14 protein-coding genes are annotated in these 14,745 nt (G+C 73.2%); 11 read left to right on the top strand and 3 right to left on the bottom strand.

The window, feature by feature from the left end; genetic code table 11:
- Nucleotides 1–36: 36 nt before the first annotated feature.
- The 3 genes from G3I78_RS02670 to G3I78_RS02660 are packed head-to-tail and all read left to right on the top strand — an operon-like array spanning nucleotide 37 to nucleotide 3,045.
- Nucleotides 37–1,062: an iron ABC transporter permease gene (locus tag G3I78_RS02670; RefSeq protein WP_343243633.1), complete on the top strand. Its 1,026-nt coding sequence runs from the start codon at nucleotides 37–39 to the stop codon at nucleotides 1,060–1,062.
- 2 nt (nucleotides 1,063–1,064) lie between these two features.
- On the top strand, nucleotides 1,065–2,138 hold the full coding sequence (locus G3I78_RS02665; RefSeq protein ID WP_164421073.1) for an iron chelate uptake ABC transporter family permease subunit: 1,074 nt from the start codon (nucleotides 1,065–1,067) through the stop codon (nucleotides 2,136–2,138).
- A 4-nt stretch (nucleotides 2,139–2,142) separates the two neighbouring features.
- Nucleotides 2,143–3,045 carry an ABC transporter ATP-binding protein gene (locus tag G3I78_RS02660; RefSeq protein ID WP_203614076.1) on the top strand — a complete coding sequence of 301 codons (903 nt, stop codon included), beginning with the start codon at nucleotides 2,143–2,145 and terminating at the stop codon, nucleotides 3,043–3,045.
- 57 nt (nucleotides 3,046–3,102) lie between these two features.
- Here G3I78_RS02660 and G3I78_RS02655 read toward each other — a convergent pair whose 3' ends face one another.
- On the bottom strand, nucleotides 3,103–4,056 hold the full coding sequence (locus tag G3I78_RS02655) for a methionyl-tRNA formyltransferase (RefSeq protein ID WP_164421072.1): 954 nt from the start codon (nucleotides 4,054–4,056) through the stop codon (nucleotides 3,103–3,105).
- 84 nt (nucleotides 4,057–4,140) lie between these two features.
- Between G3I78_RS02655 and G3I78_RS02650 the strand changes: the two genes are divergently transcribed.
- On the top strand, nucleotides 4,141–5,463 hold the full coding sequence (locus tag G3I78_RS02650; protein WP_164421071.1) for a lysine N(6)-hydroxylase/L-ornithine N(5)-oxygenase family protein: 1,323 nt from the start codon (nucleotides 4,141–4,143) through the stop codon (nucleotides 5,461–5,463).
- Nucleotides 5,464–5,549: 86 nt separating this feature from the next.
- On the opposite strand, the gene G3I78_RS02645 is transcribed toward G3I78_RS02650, so the two are convergent.
- Both G3I78_RS02645 and G3I78_RS02640 read right to left on the bottom strand, forming a co-directional pair.
- Nucleotides 5,550–6,236 carry an isochorismatase family protein gene (locus G3I78_RS02645; protein ID WP_239157578.1) on the bottom strand — a complete coding sequence of 229 codons (687 nt, stop codon included), beginning with the start codon at nucleotides 6,234–6,236 and terminating at the stop codon, nucleotides 5,550–5,552.
- Nucleotides 6,237–6,271: 35 nt separating this feature from the next.
- Nucleotides 6,272–7,810 carry an amidohydrolase family protein gene (locus tag G3I78_RS02640; protein ID WP_164421070.1) on the bottom strand — a complete coding sequence of 513 codons (1,539 nt, stop codon included), beginning with the start codon at nucleotides 7,808–7,810 and terminating at the stop codon, nucleotides 6,272–6,274.
- 241 nt (nucleotides 7,811–8,051) lie between these two features.
- Here G3I78_RS02640 and G3I78_RS02635 point away from each other — a divergent pair, with 241 nt between their 5' ends.
- From G3I78_RS02635 to G3I78_RS02605, 7 genes are all read left to right on the top strand, one after another.
- Nucleotides 8,052–8,864 carry a hypothetical protein gene (locus G3I78_RS02635; RefSeq protein WP_164421069.1) on the top strand — a complete coding sequence of 271 codons (813 nt, stop codon included), beginning with the start codon at nucleotides 8,052–8,054 and terminating at the stop codon, nucleotides 8,862–8,864.
- A 141-nt stretch (nucleotides 8,865–9,005) separates the two neighbouring features.
- Nucleotides 9,006–10,175, top strand: a complete 1,170-nt coding sequence (locus tag G3I78_RS02630) for an FAD-binding oxidoreductase (protein WP_164421068.1) — start codon at nucleotides 9,006–9,008, stop codon at nucleotides 10,173–10,175.
- Nucleotides 10,172–10,471 (top strand): (2Fe-2S)-binding protein, encoded by a 300-nt coding sequence (locus tag G3I78_RS02625; RefSeq protein ID WP_164421067.1) that lies wholly within the window; start codon nucleotides 10,172–10,174, stop codon nucleotides 10,469–10,471. The genes G3I78_RS02630 and G3I78_RS02625 overlap by 4 nt, the downstream gene beginning before the upstream one ends.
- Entirely contained in the window at nucleotides 10,464–11,942 is a 1,479-nt protein-coding gene (locus G3I78_RS02620) for an NAD(P)/FAD-dependent oxidoreductase (RefSeq protein WP_164421066.1), read from the top strand. Before G3I78_RS02625 ends, G3I78_RS02620 begins: the two co-directional genes overlap by 8 nt.
- A gap of 30 nt (nucleotides 11,943–11,972) precedes the next feature.
- Nucleotides 11,973–12,869 carry a dihydrodipicolinate synthase family protein gene (locus G3I78_RS02615; RefSeq protein WP_164421065.1) on the top strand — a complete coding sequence of 299 codons (897 nt, stop codon included), beginning with the start codon at nucleotides 11,973–11,975 and terminating at the stop codon, nucleotides 12,867–12,869.
- 72 nt (nucleotides 12,870–12,941) lie between these two features.
- A complete protein-coding gene (locus G3I78_RS02610; RefSeq protein WP_164421064.1) occupies nucleotides 12,942–13,943 on the top strand; it encodes a proline racemase family protein in 1,002 nt (333 codons plus the stop codon).
- Between the two features lie 75 nt (nucleotides 13,944–14,018).
- Nucleotides 14,019–14,732 (top strand): GntR family transcriptional regulator, encoded by a 714-nt coding sequence (locus tag G3I78_RS02605; protein ID WP_164421063.1) that lies wholly within the window; start codon nucleotides 14,019–14,021, stop codon nucleotides 14,730–14,732.
- The last annotated feature ends 13 nt before the right edge of the window (nucleotides 14,733–14,745 follow it).

Here is a 14,745-nt window from a genome sequence, read left to right as displayed (position 1 = left end):
CGTCCGGTGATCCGGACGCGACACGGAGACCGGCAAGTGGCTTCAGGCAGAAGGCTTCGCACCACCGTGCTGGTGACACTCGTCGTCGGCCTCCTCGTCGTCCTGTCCCTCCTGTCGGTGGCACTGGGCGCGCTCAGCGTCCCGCTCGACCAGGTGGTCCGCTCGGTCTTCGGCCACCCGCCGAGCCGTCTCGTCGACAACGTCATCTGGTCGGTGCGCGTCCCCCGCACCCTGCTCGGCCTGACCACCGGTGCGGCCCTCGGCCTGTCCGGCGCGCTGATGCAGGCCCTGACCCGCAACCCGCTGGCCGACCCCGGCATCCTCGGGGTCAGCGGGGGCGCGTCCTTCGCGATCGTCGTGGCGGTCGCGGTGTTCGGGGTGACGTCGGCGTACGGCTATGTGTGGTTCGCGTTCGGCGGGGCGTTCGCGGCGAGTGTGCTGGTCTTCTTCCTGGGGCGGCTCGGCCGTTCCGGCGCGACTCCCGTGAAACTCGCCCTCGCCGGGGTGGCCGTCACCTCACTGCTGTCGTCCCTGACCAGTGCCGTGGTACTGACCGACCAGGACGCGCTGGACCGCTACCGGTTCTGGTCCGCGGGCACCCTGGCCGACCAGGACTCCGGCGACCTCCTGCGCATCCTGCCGTTCCTCGCCGTCGGCGCCGTCCTCGCCCTGTCCAGCGCGCCCGCCCTCAACAGCCTGGCCCTCGGCGACGACGTGGCCGCCTCGCTGGGCCGGCGGCTGGGTCTGATACGGCTCCAGGGCGTCGCCGCGGTCGTGCTGCTGACCGGCGCGTCCGTCGCCGTCATCGGCCCCGTCGTCTTCCTCGGCCTGGTCGTCCCGCACATCGCGCGGGTCCTCGCCCAGTACGCCGGGATCGGCCCCGACCACCGCTGGCTGCTGCCGCTGTCCGCCGCGCTCGCGCCCGTGCTGCTGCTGTCCGCCGACATCCTCGGCCGGATGGTGGCCCGCCCCACCGAGATCCAGGCCGGTGTCCTCGTCGCCTTCCTCGGCGGCCCGTTCTTCATCGCCCTGGTCCGCCGCCGCAAGCTCGCGGAGGTATGAGCATGTCCGCCCCGTCCGTCACGAGGCCCGCCGCGCTGCGCCGCAGGCCCTTCCGGCTGTCCTTCCCCCCGGTGTCCGGGGTGCTCCGCCCCCGGCTGCTGCTCACCGGTGTGCTCCTGGCGGTGGGCGCCTTCCTGCTGTTCTGCTGGGGCCTGACCATCGGCGACTACCCGGTGCCCTTCACCGACGTCATCAGGGCGCTGGGCGGGGCGGGCGACGCCGGCACGGTCACCGTCGTACAGGATCTGCGGCTGCCGCGTGCGCTGACCGGACTGCTGGTCGGCGTCGCGTTCGGCGTCTCGGGGGCGGTGTTCCAGACGATGACCCGCAACCCGCTGGCCAGCCCCGACATGATCGGACTGACCGCGGGCGCGGGCACCGCCGTGGTGGCCGCCGTCGTGCTCGGCTGGACCGGCGGTCTCGGTCTGTCGACGGTGGGGCTGCTGGGCGCGCTGGCGACCGCGCTGCTGGTCTACTCGCTGGCCTGGAAGGGCGGGGCCACCGGGTACCGCATCATCCTGGTCGGCATCGGGGTGTCCTGGATCTGCACCAGCGCCACCGACTTCCTGGTGGCAAGGGGCAACCGGTTCGAGGCGGAGGCGGCCCTCGGCTGGCTGGTCGGCAACCTCAACGGCCGTACCTGGGACGAGGTGAACACCCTCGCGCTGGCGCTCGCCGTGCTGCTGCCGGTCACCCTGGGCATGAGCCGCTGGATGCGCACGCTCCAGCTCGGCGACGACGTGGCCGCCGGACTCGGCACCCCCGTCCAGCCGGTGCGGCTCGCGCTGCTGCTGGCCGGGGTGGGGCTGGTCGCCTTCGGGACCGCCGCCGCGGGCCCGGTCGCCTTCGTGGCGCTGGCCTGTCCGCAGATCGCCCAACGCCTGGCGGGCACCTCGTCCCCGCCCCCGCTCGTCTCCGGTTTCGCCGGCGCGTTCGTCGTCCTGGGCTCCGATCTCCTCGCTCGCGAGGCGATCCCCGGGACGGAACTGCCGGTCGGTATCGTCACCGGCGCCCTCGGCGCGCCCGTCCTGCTGTGGCTGCTCATCCGCGCCAACCGCGCGGGCTCTGGAGGCTGATCCCATGTCGTCCACCGACTCGCGGGCGCCGCTGGCGTCCCCGTCCCGTTCCTCCGAAGTGACGCCGTCGGGCCCGGAGTTGCGTGCCGAGAAGCTCCATCTCGCCTATGACGGACGGTCGGTGGTGGAGGACCTGGACCTCACCGTGCCGACCGGCCGGATCACGGCCATCGTCGGGGCCAACGCCTGTGGAAAGTCGACCCTGTTGCGGGCCCTGGCCCGGCTGCTGGCCCCCCGCGGCGGGGTGGTGGAGCTGGACGGCACCGCGCTGCGCTCCGTGCCGACCCGCGAACTCGCCCGCAAGCTGGGCATCCTGCCGCAGACACCGGTGGCGCCGGAGGGGCTGACCGTCGTCGACCTGGTGGGCAGGGGCCGTTCGCCGCACCAGACGTGGTGGCGGCAGTGGTCCGCGGCGGACGAGGAGGCGGTGCACGCGGCCCTGGCGGCGACCAGCCTGACCGATCTCGCCGACCGCCCGGTGGACGAACTCTCCGGCGGGCAGCGGCAGCGGGCGTGGATCGCCATGGCCGTGGCCCAGGGCACCCCGATCCTGCTCCTCGACGAGCCGACGACGTACCTCGACCTCGCCCACCAGATCGACGTCCTGGACCTGATCACCGACCTCAACCGGCGTGAGGGCCGCACCGTGGTGATGGTGCTGCACGACCTCAACCAGGCGTGCCGGTACGCCGATCACGTCATCGCGATGAAGGCAGGCCGGATCGTCGCCGAGGGCGCTCCCGCCGAGGTGATCACGGAGGCGGTCGTCGAGGACGTCTTCGACCTGCGCTGCCGGATCACCTCCGACCCGGTCAGCGGTACGCCGATGGTGATCCCGCTGGGCCGCCACCACCACGACGGGGAGAGTGCCGTCGTGGCGGCGGCGGAGGGACCGCACCAGGCGTAAGTGCCGTCGTGGCGGCGGCCGAGGGTCCGCACCAGGCGTAGCGCGGACCTGCGGGACTCAGGGACGGGACGTCAGGTACCCGCCCATGGTGCGGAAGTAGTCGGTCGCCGCGTACTCCGTCCCGTCGTCGGTGCGCACCCTGCGCACCAGCAGCCCCCGGCACCGCCCGTCGAACGCGTCGGCGCCCGCCACCACGACCACGCCGTCGCCCTCGCGGATGAAGATCCGGCCCGGGGTGCCGCCGTAGCGTCCCTCCGAGACGGCCGCGGAGACGATCCTGAGCCGCTGTCCGCGGTGGAAGGCGTACGCGTTCGGGTACGGGTCGGACTGGGCCCGTACGAGCCGCTCCAGGCGCTCCGCGGGCCAACTCCAGTCGATCCGGCTGTCCTCCGCCGAGCGCTTGTGGAAGAAGCTGGCGCGGGCGCGGTCCTGCGGCACCCACTGGCCGGCGTCCCGGCCGGAGGCGATGAGGTCGAGCGACTCTCGCACGATGGGCGCGATGAGGTCGACGGTCCGGTGGAACAGGTCGGTGGCCGTGTCCGTGGGCCCGACGGGCACCGAACGCTGTATCAGGACGTCCCCGGCGTCGAGTTCGGCGTTCATGCGGTGCGCGGTGACACCGACGCGCTCCTCGCCGTTGATCAGGGCCCAGATGATCGGGGAGAAGCCCGCGTAGGCCGGCAGCAGCGAGTCATGGACGTTGAGCGTGCCGTGCGGCGGGAGGTCGAAGAGTTCCGGGGGCAGCCAGGTACGCCAGTTGTTGGCGACGATGATGTCGGGCCTCGCCTCCGCCACGGCGGTCAGGAGTTCGGCGTCGTCGGGACGGTTGCGCAGCAGGACGGGGACGTCGTGCTTCTGGGCGAGTTCGGCGACGTCGTCGTCCCAGATCTTCTCGTAGGCGTGCTCGCTCTTCGGGTGGGTGACGACGAGGACCACCTCGTGTTCCGAGTCCAGCAGCGCCTGCAGCGTGCGGTGCCCCCAGGTCTGATAGCCGAGCATGACGACCCTCATGGCGGTCCTTCCTTTCCACGACTCCATTGCAAGGTAAGCCTTACCTTATCTAGCATGTGGTTGCCTGAGGGAGGCGATGCAAAGGTGAAATCACCGCTCATGGGTTCCGAGGTCGTACACGACCTCCTCGGAATCGGTTTCGGTCCGTCAAATCTCGCTCTTTCCATAGCGGTCGAGGAACACAACGCGGGCCTGGCGGCCGACCGGCGTCTGAACGCCCTCTTCCTGGAGCGCCAGCCGCGCTTCGGCTGGCACCGGGGCATGCTCATCGACGACGCCACGATGCAGGTGTCCTTCCTCAAGGACCTCGTCACCCTGCGCAACCCGACCAGCGACTACAGCTTCCTGTGCTTCCTGCGCGAGCGCGGCAGACTGATCGACTTCCTGAACCAGAAGACCCTCTTCCCGCTGCGGATGGAGTTCCACGAGTACTTCGAGTGGGCGGCCGAGCGGGTCTCCCACCTCGTCTCGTACGACAGCGAGGTGATCGCCGTCGACCCGGTGCGCGACGAGGACGGCCAGGTCCGCCACTTCGACGTCACCACCCGCGACAGCGCGGCCCCCGACTCCACCGTGACCCGCAGGGCCCGCAACATCAGCGTGGCGACGGGCCTCGAACCGCATGTGCCGCCGGGACTGGAACTCGCGGAACGCGTCTGGCACAACAGCGAGTTGATCCCCCGCGCCACGCAACTGGCCGCCACGGGCGCACCGGTGAAGCGGGCGGTGGTGCTCGGCGCCGGGCAGAGCGCCGCCGAGGCGGTGGACTATCTGCACCGCACCTTCCCCGACGCCGAGGTCTGCTCGGTCTTCGCGAAGTACGGCTACACCCCCGCCGACGACAGCCCGTTCGCCAACCGGATCTTCGACCCGGAGGCGGTGGACGTCTACTTCTCCGCCCCCTCCGAGGTCAAGCAGTCCCTGCTCGACTACCACCGCTCCACCAACTACTCCGTGGTCGACATGGACCTGATCGAGGCCCTGTACGCCACCTCGTACCGGGAGAAGGTGGCGGGCCGCGAGCGGCTGCGCTTCCTCAACGTCTCCCGCGTCCGCGACCTCGGCCCGCGCGCCGACGGCGGCCTGGACGTGGCGATCGAGTTCCTGCCCACCGGGGAGCTCCAGACGCTCTCCGCCGACGTGCTGGTCCTCGCCACCGGATACCGGCCGCGCGACCTGGGCTCGCTGCTCGGCGAGGCGGCCAAGCTCTGTCTGCGGGACGACGGTGACGCGATCCGCGTGAACCGCGACCACCGGGTCGAGACGGCCCCCGAGGTCACCGCCGGCATCTACCTCCAGGGCGGCACCGAGCACACCCACGGGCTGACCAGCACCCTGCTGTCGACCGTGGCGATCAGGGCGGAGGAGATCCACCACTCCGTACTGGCCGACCGGACGGCGGCCTGACCTCACCCGGTCTCCCCGGTGCCAGGACGGTACGGTCCCGTCCCGGCACCGGGGTTCGTCGCAACTGCTTCACGCGGTACGGCGGTTCACGCCTGCCAGGTGCCCGCGCTCCCGAACACGTCCGCCACGCCCCGCGCGTTCCTGACCGCACCGCAGGTCGCCGCGATCCAGTCGACGGCCATCCGGTGGTCCCCGGGCACGGTGTCGGCCACGGCGTCGGCGACCACGAACGGTTCCAGGTCCTGCATCCACGCGTCGGCCGCGGTCAGCATCACCTGCGTCCGCGCGAACACCCCCACGATGACCGGCTGGTCACGCCCCAGCTCCGCGAGGCGCGGGCGCAGCCGGGTGCCCGCGAAGGCGCTGGGCCGCTTGGCGGCCAGCACGCTGTCGCCGACCCGGGGCCGTACGGCGTCCACCACGTCCCGCGAGCCCTCGGCGGCGGGCAGCCGCGGGTGCCCGAAGGCGGTCTCCCGTGCCGTGTACGGCGGTCCGTCGACGGCCACGGTGTACAGCACGGGTATCCCCGACCCGCGGGCCGACTCGACCAACAGCGTGACCGCGTCGACGAGTTCGGCGACCGGGGCGGAGCGTTCCCGCAGCACGCGCAGGAAGTGGTTCTGCACGTTGAGGACCAGGAGGGCGGCCCGGCGCGGGTCCACGGCCCAGCCGGACCGGTCGGGGGGCAGCGCGGCGGGCATCGGGTACGGGACGGTGCCGGGCGACGAGACCCTTCTCGCCTCTCCCTGGCCGTCGGACGTCGTCTGCGACAAGGCCGGACATCCTCCTCAGTGCGTTCCGGGGCCGGTCAGTGGTCCCCGTGGGTCCAGCGGCCGGCCGTCATCGTGGCGTTCACGGGCATCGCACGCAGGGTGTCGGCACCGGCGACCAGCGGGTCCACGTCGACCACCACCAGGTCGGCGGGGTCACCGACCCTGACCAGCCGCCGCCCGCGGGCCGCCGCGACCAGCGCGTCCCGTACGGAGAGCCGCTGCTCCGGGTGCCACGCGGGGCGTTCGTCGTCGGTGCGGCTGACCGCGGCCGCGATGCCGAGCCACGGGTCGAGGCCGGAGACCGGGGCGTCCGAGCCGAACTCCAGCCGGGCCCCGGCCGCGAGCAGACCGGCGTAGGCGAAGGCGCGGTGGGTGCGGCCGGCCCAGTGCCGGTCGGCCACGTCCCGGTCGTCCGTCGCGTGCCGGGGCTGCACCCCCGCCGTGACGCCCAACTCGGCGAACCGGGGCAGGTCTTCGGCGTCCAGCAGCTGCGCGTGCTCGATCCGGCCCCGGCACCGTACGGCCTCGAAGGCGTCCAGGGCCACGGTGTTGGCGCGGTCGCCGATGGCGTGCACGGCGGGCTCGATGCCGTGCGCGGCGGCCCGGCGCATCAGCCGGACCAGTTCCCGCGGCGACGTCTCCTCGATGCCGTGCGAGCCGTCGCCGCCCTCCAGGTCGGGGTAGGCGTCGTGGCACAGGGCGGTCCTGGTGTTGAGCGAGCCGTCGGTGAACAGCTTCAACGGCCCCGTCCGCACCAGTCCTTCGGCGGCGATCACGTCCCCCGTGCGCAGTCCGCGGGCCAGCGCCGCGTCGAGCCGGCTCGGGTAGACGGCGGCCGCCACCCGCACCGCGGGCCGGTACCCGGCCGAGCGCCGCTCCCAGTCCGCGACCGCGTCGCCGAACTGGAAGTCGATGATGCCGGTGACCCCTCGCGCGGCGGCGGCCCGGCAGGCCTCCTCGACCCGGGCGTCGACAACCTCGGCGGGCAACTCGGGGAGGGCGGCGAGCACTTCGTGGGCCTCGTGCTCCCGGAACAGACCCGTCGGATGGTCCTCGCGGCCGACGAGGGCGAGGCCCGCGGAGTTCAGCCACACGGCGTGCAGATCGGCGCTGACCAGGGCGGCTGGCCGGTCGGGCAGGACGGTGTCGAGCAGGCTCTTGTGCGGGGCGTCGGGCCACAGTCCGTCGCGGTAGCCGTACCCGAAGAGGACCGGGCCGCCGGGTGTCGCGCCGGCGCCTCCGCGCACGAGGTCCGCAACGGCCCGCGCGGAGGCGGTTCCGGCCAGGTCCAGCCGGTGCCGGGCGTTCGCCCACTCCGCCATGTGCACATGGGCGTCCCACAGGCCGGGCAGCAGCACCCGCCCCTCCAGGTCGAGGACCCGGTCACCGTCGGCGACCGGCGCCGCCCGTCCGCCGGGCTCGGTGGCCCCGACGACGTGGGTGACGCGGCCTTCCGCCACCCGCACCCGGACGCGCGGACCGCCGGCGCCGAGCCGTACCCGGTCGAGGGTCCACGCGGACACCGGGGCCGGGTCCGCGTGGTGGACGGCGGGGACGTTGGTGAGTTCCGACATGAGGTCTCCAGATCTGCGCCCGGCCACGCCACCGGACCCGGACGACAGCCCGCCACCCGGCTCCAATTTAAGTAAGCCTTACCTTACTTCACCTGTTCGCATCGTGTCCCCTCATCCGCCGCACCGGTCCACCGGCCCCTCCCCGGCGGTCGGGCACTCACCCGAACAGGCCTGTGCGCTGGTCGTGCGCCACGAGCGGTTGTGGCATGGAACCATCCGCCCACCATCAGGAGCCATCGTGATGACCCAGCGTCCGACTCGCCCCGCCCGTGTGCTCGCCTCGGCCCTGGCGGCCGGTGCGCTGCTGCTGACCGCCGCCTGTTCGGACGGGGACGACAGCGGGGCGGACGGCGTCGGCACCACGGACATCTCCTCGTCGCCCCTCGCCCAGGAGTCCCCGGCCGCGCTCACCGCGGCGGGGGCGCGCAGCGCGCTGGTCACCGAGGCGGAGCTGGAGGACGACTGGACCGAGGTGAAGGACGCGGCAAGCTGGCGCGAGAGCCTGCTGGTCGGCAAGGTCGACGTCGCCGACCTCCTCACCGCGAAGACCGACGCGGCCGACTGCCAGAAACTGCTCGACCTGCTCTACGGCGACGATCTGCTCGGCAAGCCGTCCGGCGCGTCCGCCCTGACCGGCTTCGAGGAGGGGCAGTCCCGGCTGCTGTACCAGGTCGCCGCCTACGACAAGGCCGGCCTGGACACCTCGTTCGCCTGGCTGAAGAGCCTGCCGGTGAAGTGCGACCAGTTCACGGCGGAGGACTCCGCCGGCGGGCAGCGCACGGTCCAGGTGATCGAGACCTCGCTGCCCAGGTCCGGCGACGCCCGGCAGGGGCTGCGCGTCACCGTCAAGGGCACCGCGGACGGCGCGCCCACCACGCTCACCCTCGACGTCGCGGCCGTGCGGGTCGGCACCGACGCCATCACGGTCACCAACGGCGGCCTCGCGGGCGCCGACGACGACAGCACCGAGGACGCGGTCGAGCAGGGCACGGCCCGCCTCAAGGACGTACGCGCGGGCCGCACCCCGGCGGCGGACCCGAACGAGGTCGACTGACACCCAGCGAGCGGTCGACGGGCGGTCGGGCACGGCGCCCGGCCGAGTCGGCGCAGGAAGGGGGCGGCCGGGCCGGTGGCGGGGAGGCCGGGTCGGCGTCGGGGTGTTCCCCAGCAGAGAACCATGTGACATATTACTGCCGTGAGCATGCGACTGACCTGCGATGTCGTGGTCGTCGGAGCCGGGATGGTCGGCGCCGCCTGCGCCCTGTACGCGGCTCGGGCGGGCCTCGACGTGATCGTCGTGGACCGCGGCCCGGTGGCGGGCGGCACCACCGGCGCCGGCGAGGGCAACCTCCTGGTCTCCGACAAGGAACCGGGTCCCGAGCTCGAACTCGCCCTGCTGTCCGGCGGATTGTGGTCCGAGCTGGCGCAGGAGCTCGGCGAGCGGATCGAGTACGAGCTCAAGGGCGGAGTGGTCGTCGCCGCCACCCCCGACAGCCTCGAAGCCCTGGAGAAGTTCGCGACCGGACAACGCGCCGCCGGTGTCGGGGCGGTACGGGTCGACGGAAGCCAACTCCATGACCTGGAGCCCCACTTGGCCCCCGGTCTCGCGGGCGGGGTGCTGTATCCCCAGGACGCCCAGGTGATGCCCACGCTGGCCGCCGCGCATCTCGTACGGGCCTCGGGTGCCCGTCTGCTCACCGGCGTGACCGTGACCGAGGTGCTGCGCGACACCCGCGGTGCCGTGCTCGGGGTGCGGACCGACCGGGCCCCCGGCGAGATCCACGCACCGCACGTCGTCAACGCCGCCGGGACCTGGGGCGGTGAACTGGCCGCGCTGGCGGGAGTACACCTCCCCGTGCTCCCCCGGCGCGGCTTCGTCCTGGTCACCGAGCCGCTCCCCCGTCTGGTCCGGCACAAGGTGTACGCCGCCGACTATGTGGCAGACGTGGCCAGCGACTCGGCGGCCCTCCAGACCTCGCCGGTCGTCGAGGGCACCGCGGCCGGGCCGGTCCTGATCGGCGCGACCCGTGAACGGGTGGGCTTCGAACGGGAGTTGTCACTGCCCGCACTGCGGGCGCTGGCGGCGGGCGCGACCCGGCTGTTCCCGTTCCTGAAGCGCGTGCACGCGATGCGGACCTACCTCGGCTTCCGGCCGTACATGCCCGACCACCTGCCCGCGATCGGGCCCGACCCGCGGGTGCCGGGGCTGTTCCACGCGTGCGGGCACGAGGGCGCGGGGATCGGACTCTCCACCGGTACCGGCCAGTTGATCGCGCGGGTGCTGACCGGCCGGGCCCCCGAACTCGACCTCGCCCCCTTCCGGCCCGACCGTTTCCCCGCGTCCGACACCGAGGAGGCCCCGTGAACCCGCTGGAGCTGGCCCGCGCCGAACCGGGCCCCGCGTTCACCGTCACGCTCGACGGCCGGGCGATCGAGGCGCTGCCGGGCCAGACCGTCGCCGCCGCGCTCTGGACGGCCGGGGTCACCTCCTGGCGCACCACCCGTGGCGCGGGCCGGCCGCGCGGGATCTTCTGCGGAATCGGCGTCTGCTTCGACTGCCTGGTGACCGTCAACGACCGCCCCAACCAACGGGCTTGCCTGGTCCCGCTGCGCCCGGGCGACGCGATCCGCACCCAGGATGGGACGGGCCACGATGAGTGAACCGAGCCTGGCGGTCATCGGCGCGGGCCCGGCCGGACTCGCGGCCACCCTCGCGGCGGCCTCCCGCGGCATCCACGTCACGCTGATCGACTCGGCCGCGGAGGCGGGCGGCCAGTTCTACCGCCGGCCCGCACCGGAGCTGGGGGCCCGGCGTCCGCAGGCGCTGCACCACCAGTGGCGCACGTGGGAGAAGCTGCGGGACGGACTGCGCTCCCACGTACAGGCAGGCACCGTAAGCCATGTGACGGACCATCATGTCTGGTTCGTCGAGCGCAATCCCACCGGCTTCACCGTGCACGCCCTGCTCGGCCCCGAGCAGGAGCAGCCCGCCGAGGTGCGCGCCGACGCCGTCCTCCTCGCCACCGGCGGCTACGAGAAGGTGCTGCCCTTCCCCGGCTGGACCCTGCCCGGGGTCGTCGCGGCGGGCGGGGCGCAGGCCATGCTCAAGGGCGGGCTCGTGCTGCCCGGCCGCACCGCCGTCGTCGCCGGCACCGGCCCGCTGCTGCTGCCCGTCGCCACCGGCCTCGCGGCGGCGGGCGCGACGGTCGCGGCACTGGTGGACTCGGCCGACCCGAAGGCGTTCCTACGACGGTCCCGCGCGCTCGCGGCCCAGCCCGGCAAGGTGGCCGAAGGCGCCCGGTACGCGGGGCAGTTGGCCCGGCACCGGGTGCGCACCCTGCTCCACCACACCGTCGTGGCGGCGCACGGCACCGAGCGGATCGAGGCGGTCACGGTCGCGGCCCTCGACGGGGACGGGCGGGTGCGTCCGGGCACCCGGCGTCGGCTCGGCTGCGACACCCTCGCCGTCGGGCACGGCATGCTGCCGCACACCGACCTCGCCGACGCGCTGGGCTGCCGAATCGACGGCACGGACGTGTACGCCGACGCCGAACAGCGCACCGACGTACCGGGCGTGTGGGCGGCGGGCGAGACCACCGGCATCGGCGGCGCCGCCCTCTCGCTCGCCGAGGGGCACATCGCCGGGCGGTCGATCGCGGCCCGGCTGACCGGACGGGAGCCCGATCCGGCCGAGTGGGCGGCCGCCGCACGGATCCGTACCCGGTCGCGGGCGTTCTTCGCCGCCGTCGACTCCGTCTACGCCCCGCCCGCGCACTGGGCCGAGCAGGTCACCGACGACACGGTCGTGTGCCGCTGCGAGGAGGTGCCGGCCGGGGCGGTGCGGGAGGCCGTACGGGAGCTGGGCGCCGGTGATCTGCGGACCGTGAAGCTGCTGACGCGGGCCGGGATGGGCTGGTGCCAGGGCCGGGTGTGCGGGCCCGGGGTCGCGGGGATCGCCGGGTGCGCTCAGACGCCGGGGCGCAGGCCGTTCGCACGGCCGGTGCCGCTGGGGGTGCTGGCCGGGTCCGGGTCCGGGTCCGGGTCCGGGTCCGGGGAGGGCGGCAGGCCCGGGGAGGCCGACCAGCCCGGGAAGAGCGAGAAGCAGCGGGCCGAGACGAACGGGGACCAGTGAAATGTCACACCCTATGGAGAGGGAAACCGTATGACCACCACCGACCTTCGCCCCTGGCGCGGAGTGCTCGTCGCCACCGCGCTCCCGCTGAACGACGACCTGTCCGTGAACCACGACAAGTACGCCGAGCACTGCGCGTGGCTGGTCGAGAACGGCTGCGACGGTGTCGTACCGAACGGCTCGCTGGGCGAGTACCAGGTGCTCACGCCCGAGGAGCGGGCCCGGGTCGTCGAGACGGCCGTGGCCGCGATCGGCGGTGCGCGGGTGATGCCCGGGGTCGCCGCGTACGGCTCGGCGGAGTCGCGCCGCTGGGCCGAGCAGGCGCGTGACGCGGGCTGTGCGTCGGTGATGCTGCTGCCGCCCAACGCCTATCGCGCCGACGAGCGTTCGGTCCTCGCGCACTACGCGGAGGTCGCGAAGGCGGGGCTGCCGGTCGTGGCGTACAACAACCCCATCGACACCAAGGTCGACCTCGTCCCGGAGCTGCTGGCCAAGCTGCACGCGGAGGGGTTCGTCCGGGCGGTCAAGGAGTTCTCCGGCGATGTCCGCCGCGCCTACCAGCTGGCCGAACTCGCCCCCGAACTGGACCTGTTGATCGGCGCCGACGACGTCCTGCTGGAGCTGGCTCTCGCCGGGGCGAAGGGCTGGGTGGCCGGCTACCCGAACGCGCTCCCCCGGTCCTCCGTCGAGCTGTACCGGGCGGCCGTGGCCGGTGACCTCGCCACCGCGAAGAAGCTGTACGAGCAGTTGCACCCGTTGCTGCGCTGGGACTCCAAGGTCGAGTTCGTGCAGGCGATCAAGGTGTCGATGGACATCGTCGGCCGCCACGGCGGGAGTTGCCGCCCTCCGCGCGTCCCGCTGCTGGCCAAGCAGGAGGCGGTCGTGCGGGCCGCCACGGAGCGGGCGGTCGCGGCCGGACTCGCGTAGGCCGCCCGAGTACCGGCCGCGCACCCGCCTCGCCCACCCCCCTCGCCCACCCCCTCGACCACCAGGAGCGTCATGCGCAGCAAACTCGTCCTGCACGCCGTCGACTCGCACACCGAGGGCATGCCCACCCGCGTGATCACCGGTGGGCTCGGCACGATCCCCGGCGCGACCATGAACGAGCGGCGGCTGTACTTCCGTGAACACCGGGACGACATCAAGCAGTTGCTGATGAACGAGCCGCGCGGGCACGCGGCGATGAGCGGGGCGATCCTCCAGCCGCCGACCCGCCCGGACTGCGACTGGGGTGTCGTCTACATCGAGGTCTCCGGCTATCTGCCGATGTGCGGGCACGGCACGATCGGGGTGGCGACCGTGCTGGTGGAGACCGGGATGGTCGAGGTCGTCGAGCCGGTCACCACGATCCGGCTCGACACCCCGGCGGGCCTGGTCGTCGCCGAGGTCGCGGTGGAGGACGGCCGGGCGAAGAACGTCACCCTCCAGAACGTGCCGTCGTTCTCCGTCGGTCTCGACCGCAAGATCGCACTGGCCGACGGGCGGACGGTGACATACGACCTGGCGTACGGCGGCAACTTCTACGCCATCCTGCCGCTGGACCAGTTCGGACTGCCCTTCGACCGGGACCGCAAGGACGACATCCTGAAGGCGGGCCTGTCCCTCATGGCGGCGATCAACGCCGAGGAGGAGCCGGTGCACCCGGAGGACCCGTCGATCCGGGGCTGTCACCACGTCCATCTGCTCGCCCCCGGGTCCACCGCCCGGCACTCCCGGCACGCGATGGCCATCCACCCCGGCTGGTTCGACCGCTCCCCCTGCGGCACCGGGACGAGCGCGCGCATGGCCCAGCTGCACGCACGCGGCGAACTCCCGCCGCACACCGAGTTCGTGAACGAGTCCTTCATCGGGACGCGGTTCACCGGACGGCTCCTCGGCACCACCGAGGTCGCGGGCCGCCCGGCCGTGCTGCCCAGCTTCACGGGGCGGGCCTGGATCACGGGCACCGCGCAGTACCTGCTCGACCCGAGCGATCCGTTCCCGGCGGGATTCGTCCTGTGAGCCACGACGAGTGCCCGCGCGCGTCGAGGATAATGCCGGGTGTCACGTGACATTGCACCACTAGGAGACCCCTTCATGGCCGCCCAGCGACCCAGCGCCCCCGGCGCCGCTGCTTCAGCCGCCCCGGCTGCCGCCCCCGCTCTGCCCGTCCTCGGCGGCAAGAAGAGCAGCTACCGGGAGCGGGTCGCCGACGCCCTGCGGGCCGCGCTGATCGCGGGCGAACTGCTGCCGGGCCAGGTGTACTCGGCTCCCGGGCTCGCCGCGCGCTTCGGGGTCTCGGCGACGCCGGTGCGCGAGGCCATGCTGGACCTCGCGAAGGAGGGCCTGGTCGACACCGTGCCCAACAAGGGGTTCCGGGTCACCGCGGTCTCCGACCGGCAGCTCGACGAGTACACCCACATCCGCTCGCTCATCGAGATCCCCACGATCGTGGAGCTGGCCGGGACCGCCGACCCGGTCTCCCTGGAGGCACTGCGCCCGGCGGCCCGGGAGATCGTCCAGGCCGCCGTGGCCGGTGACCTCATCGCGTACGTCGAGGCGGACACCCGCTTCCACCTCGGACTGCTCGCCCTCGCGGGCAACGCGCATCTGGTCGAGGTGGTCGGCGACCTCCGCAAGCGCTCCCGCCTCTACGGCCTCACCCCACTGGTGAAGTCCGGCCGCCTGCTGTCCTCCGCGGAGGAGCACCTCGAACTCCTCGACGCGCTGGTCGCCCGTGACGCGAGGGCGGTGCACGAGGTCATGACCCGTCACATCGGTCATGTCCGGGGGCTGTGGGCGGCGAAGTAGACCGGGCGCCGCA

This window comes from Streptomyces sp. SID13726 (genome assembly GCF_010548375.1).
GTDB lineage: Bacteria > Actinomycetota > Actinomycetes > Streptomycetales > Streptomycetaceae > Streptomyces.
The sequence above is the reverse complement of the archived record's forward strand: the minus strand, read 5'-3'. Positions and strand labels throughout refer to the sequence as shown.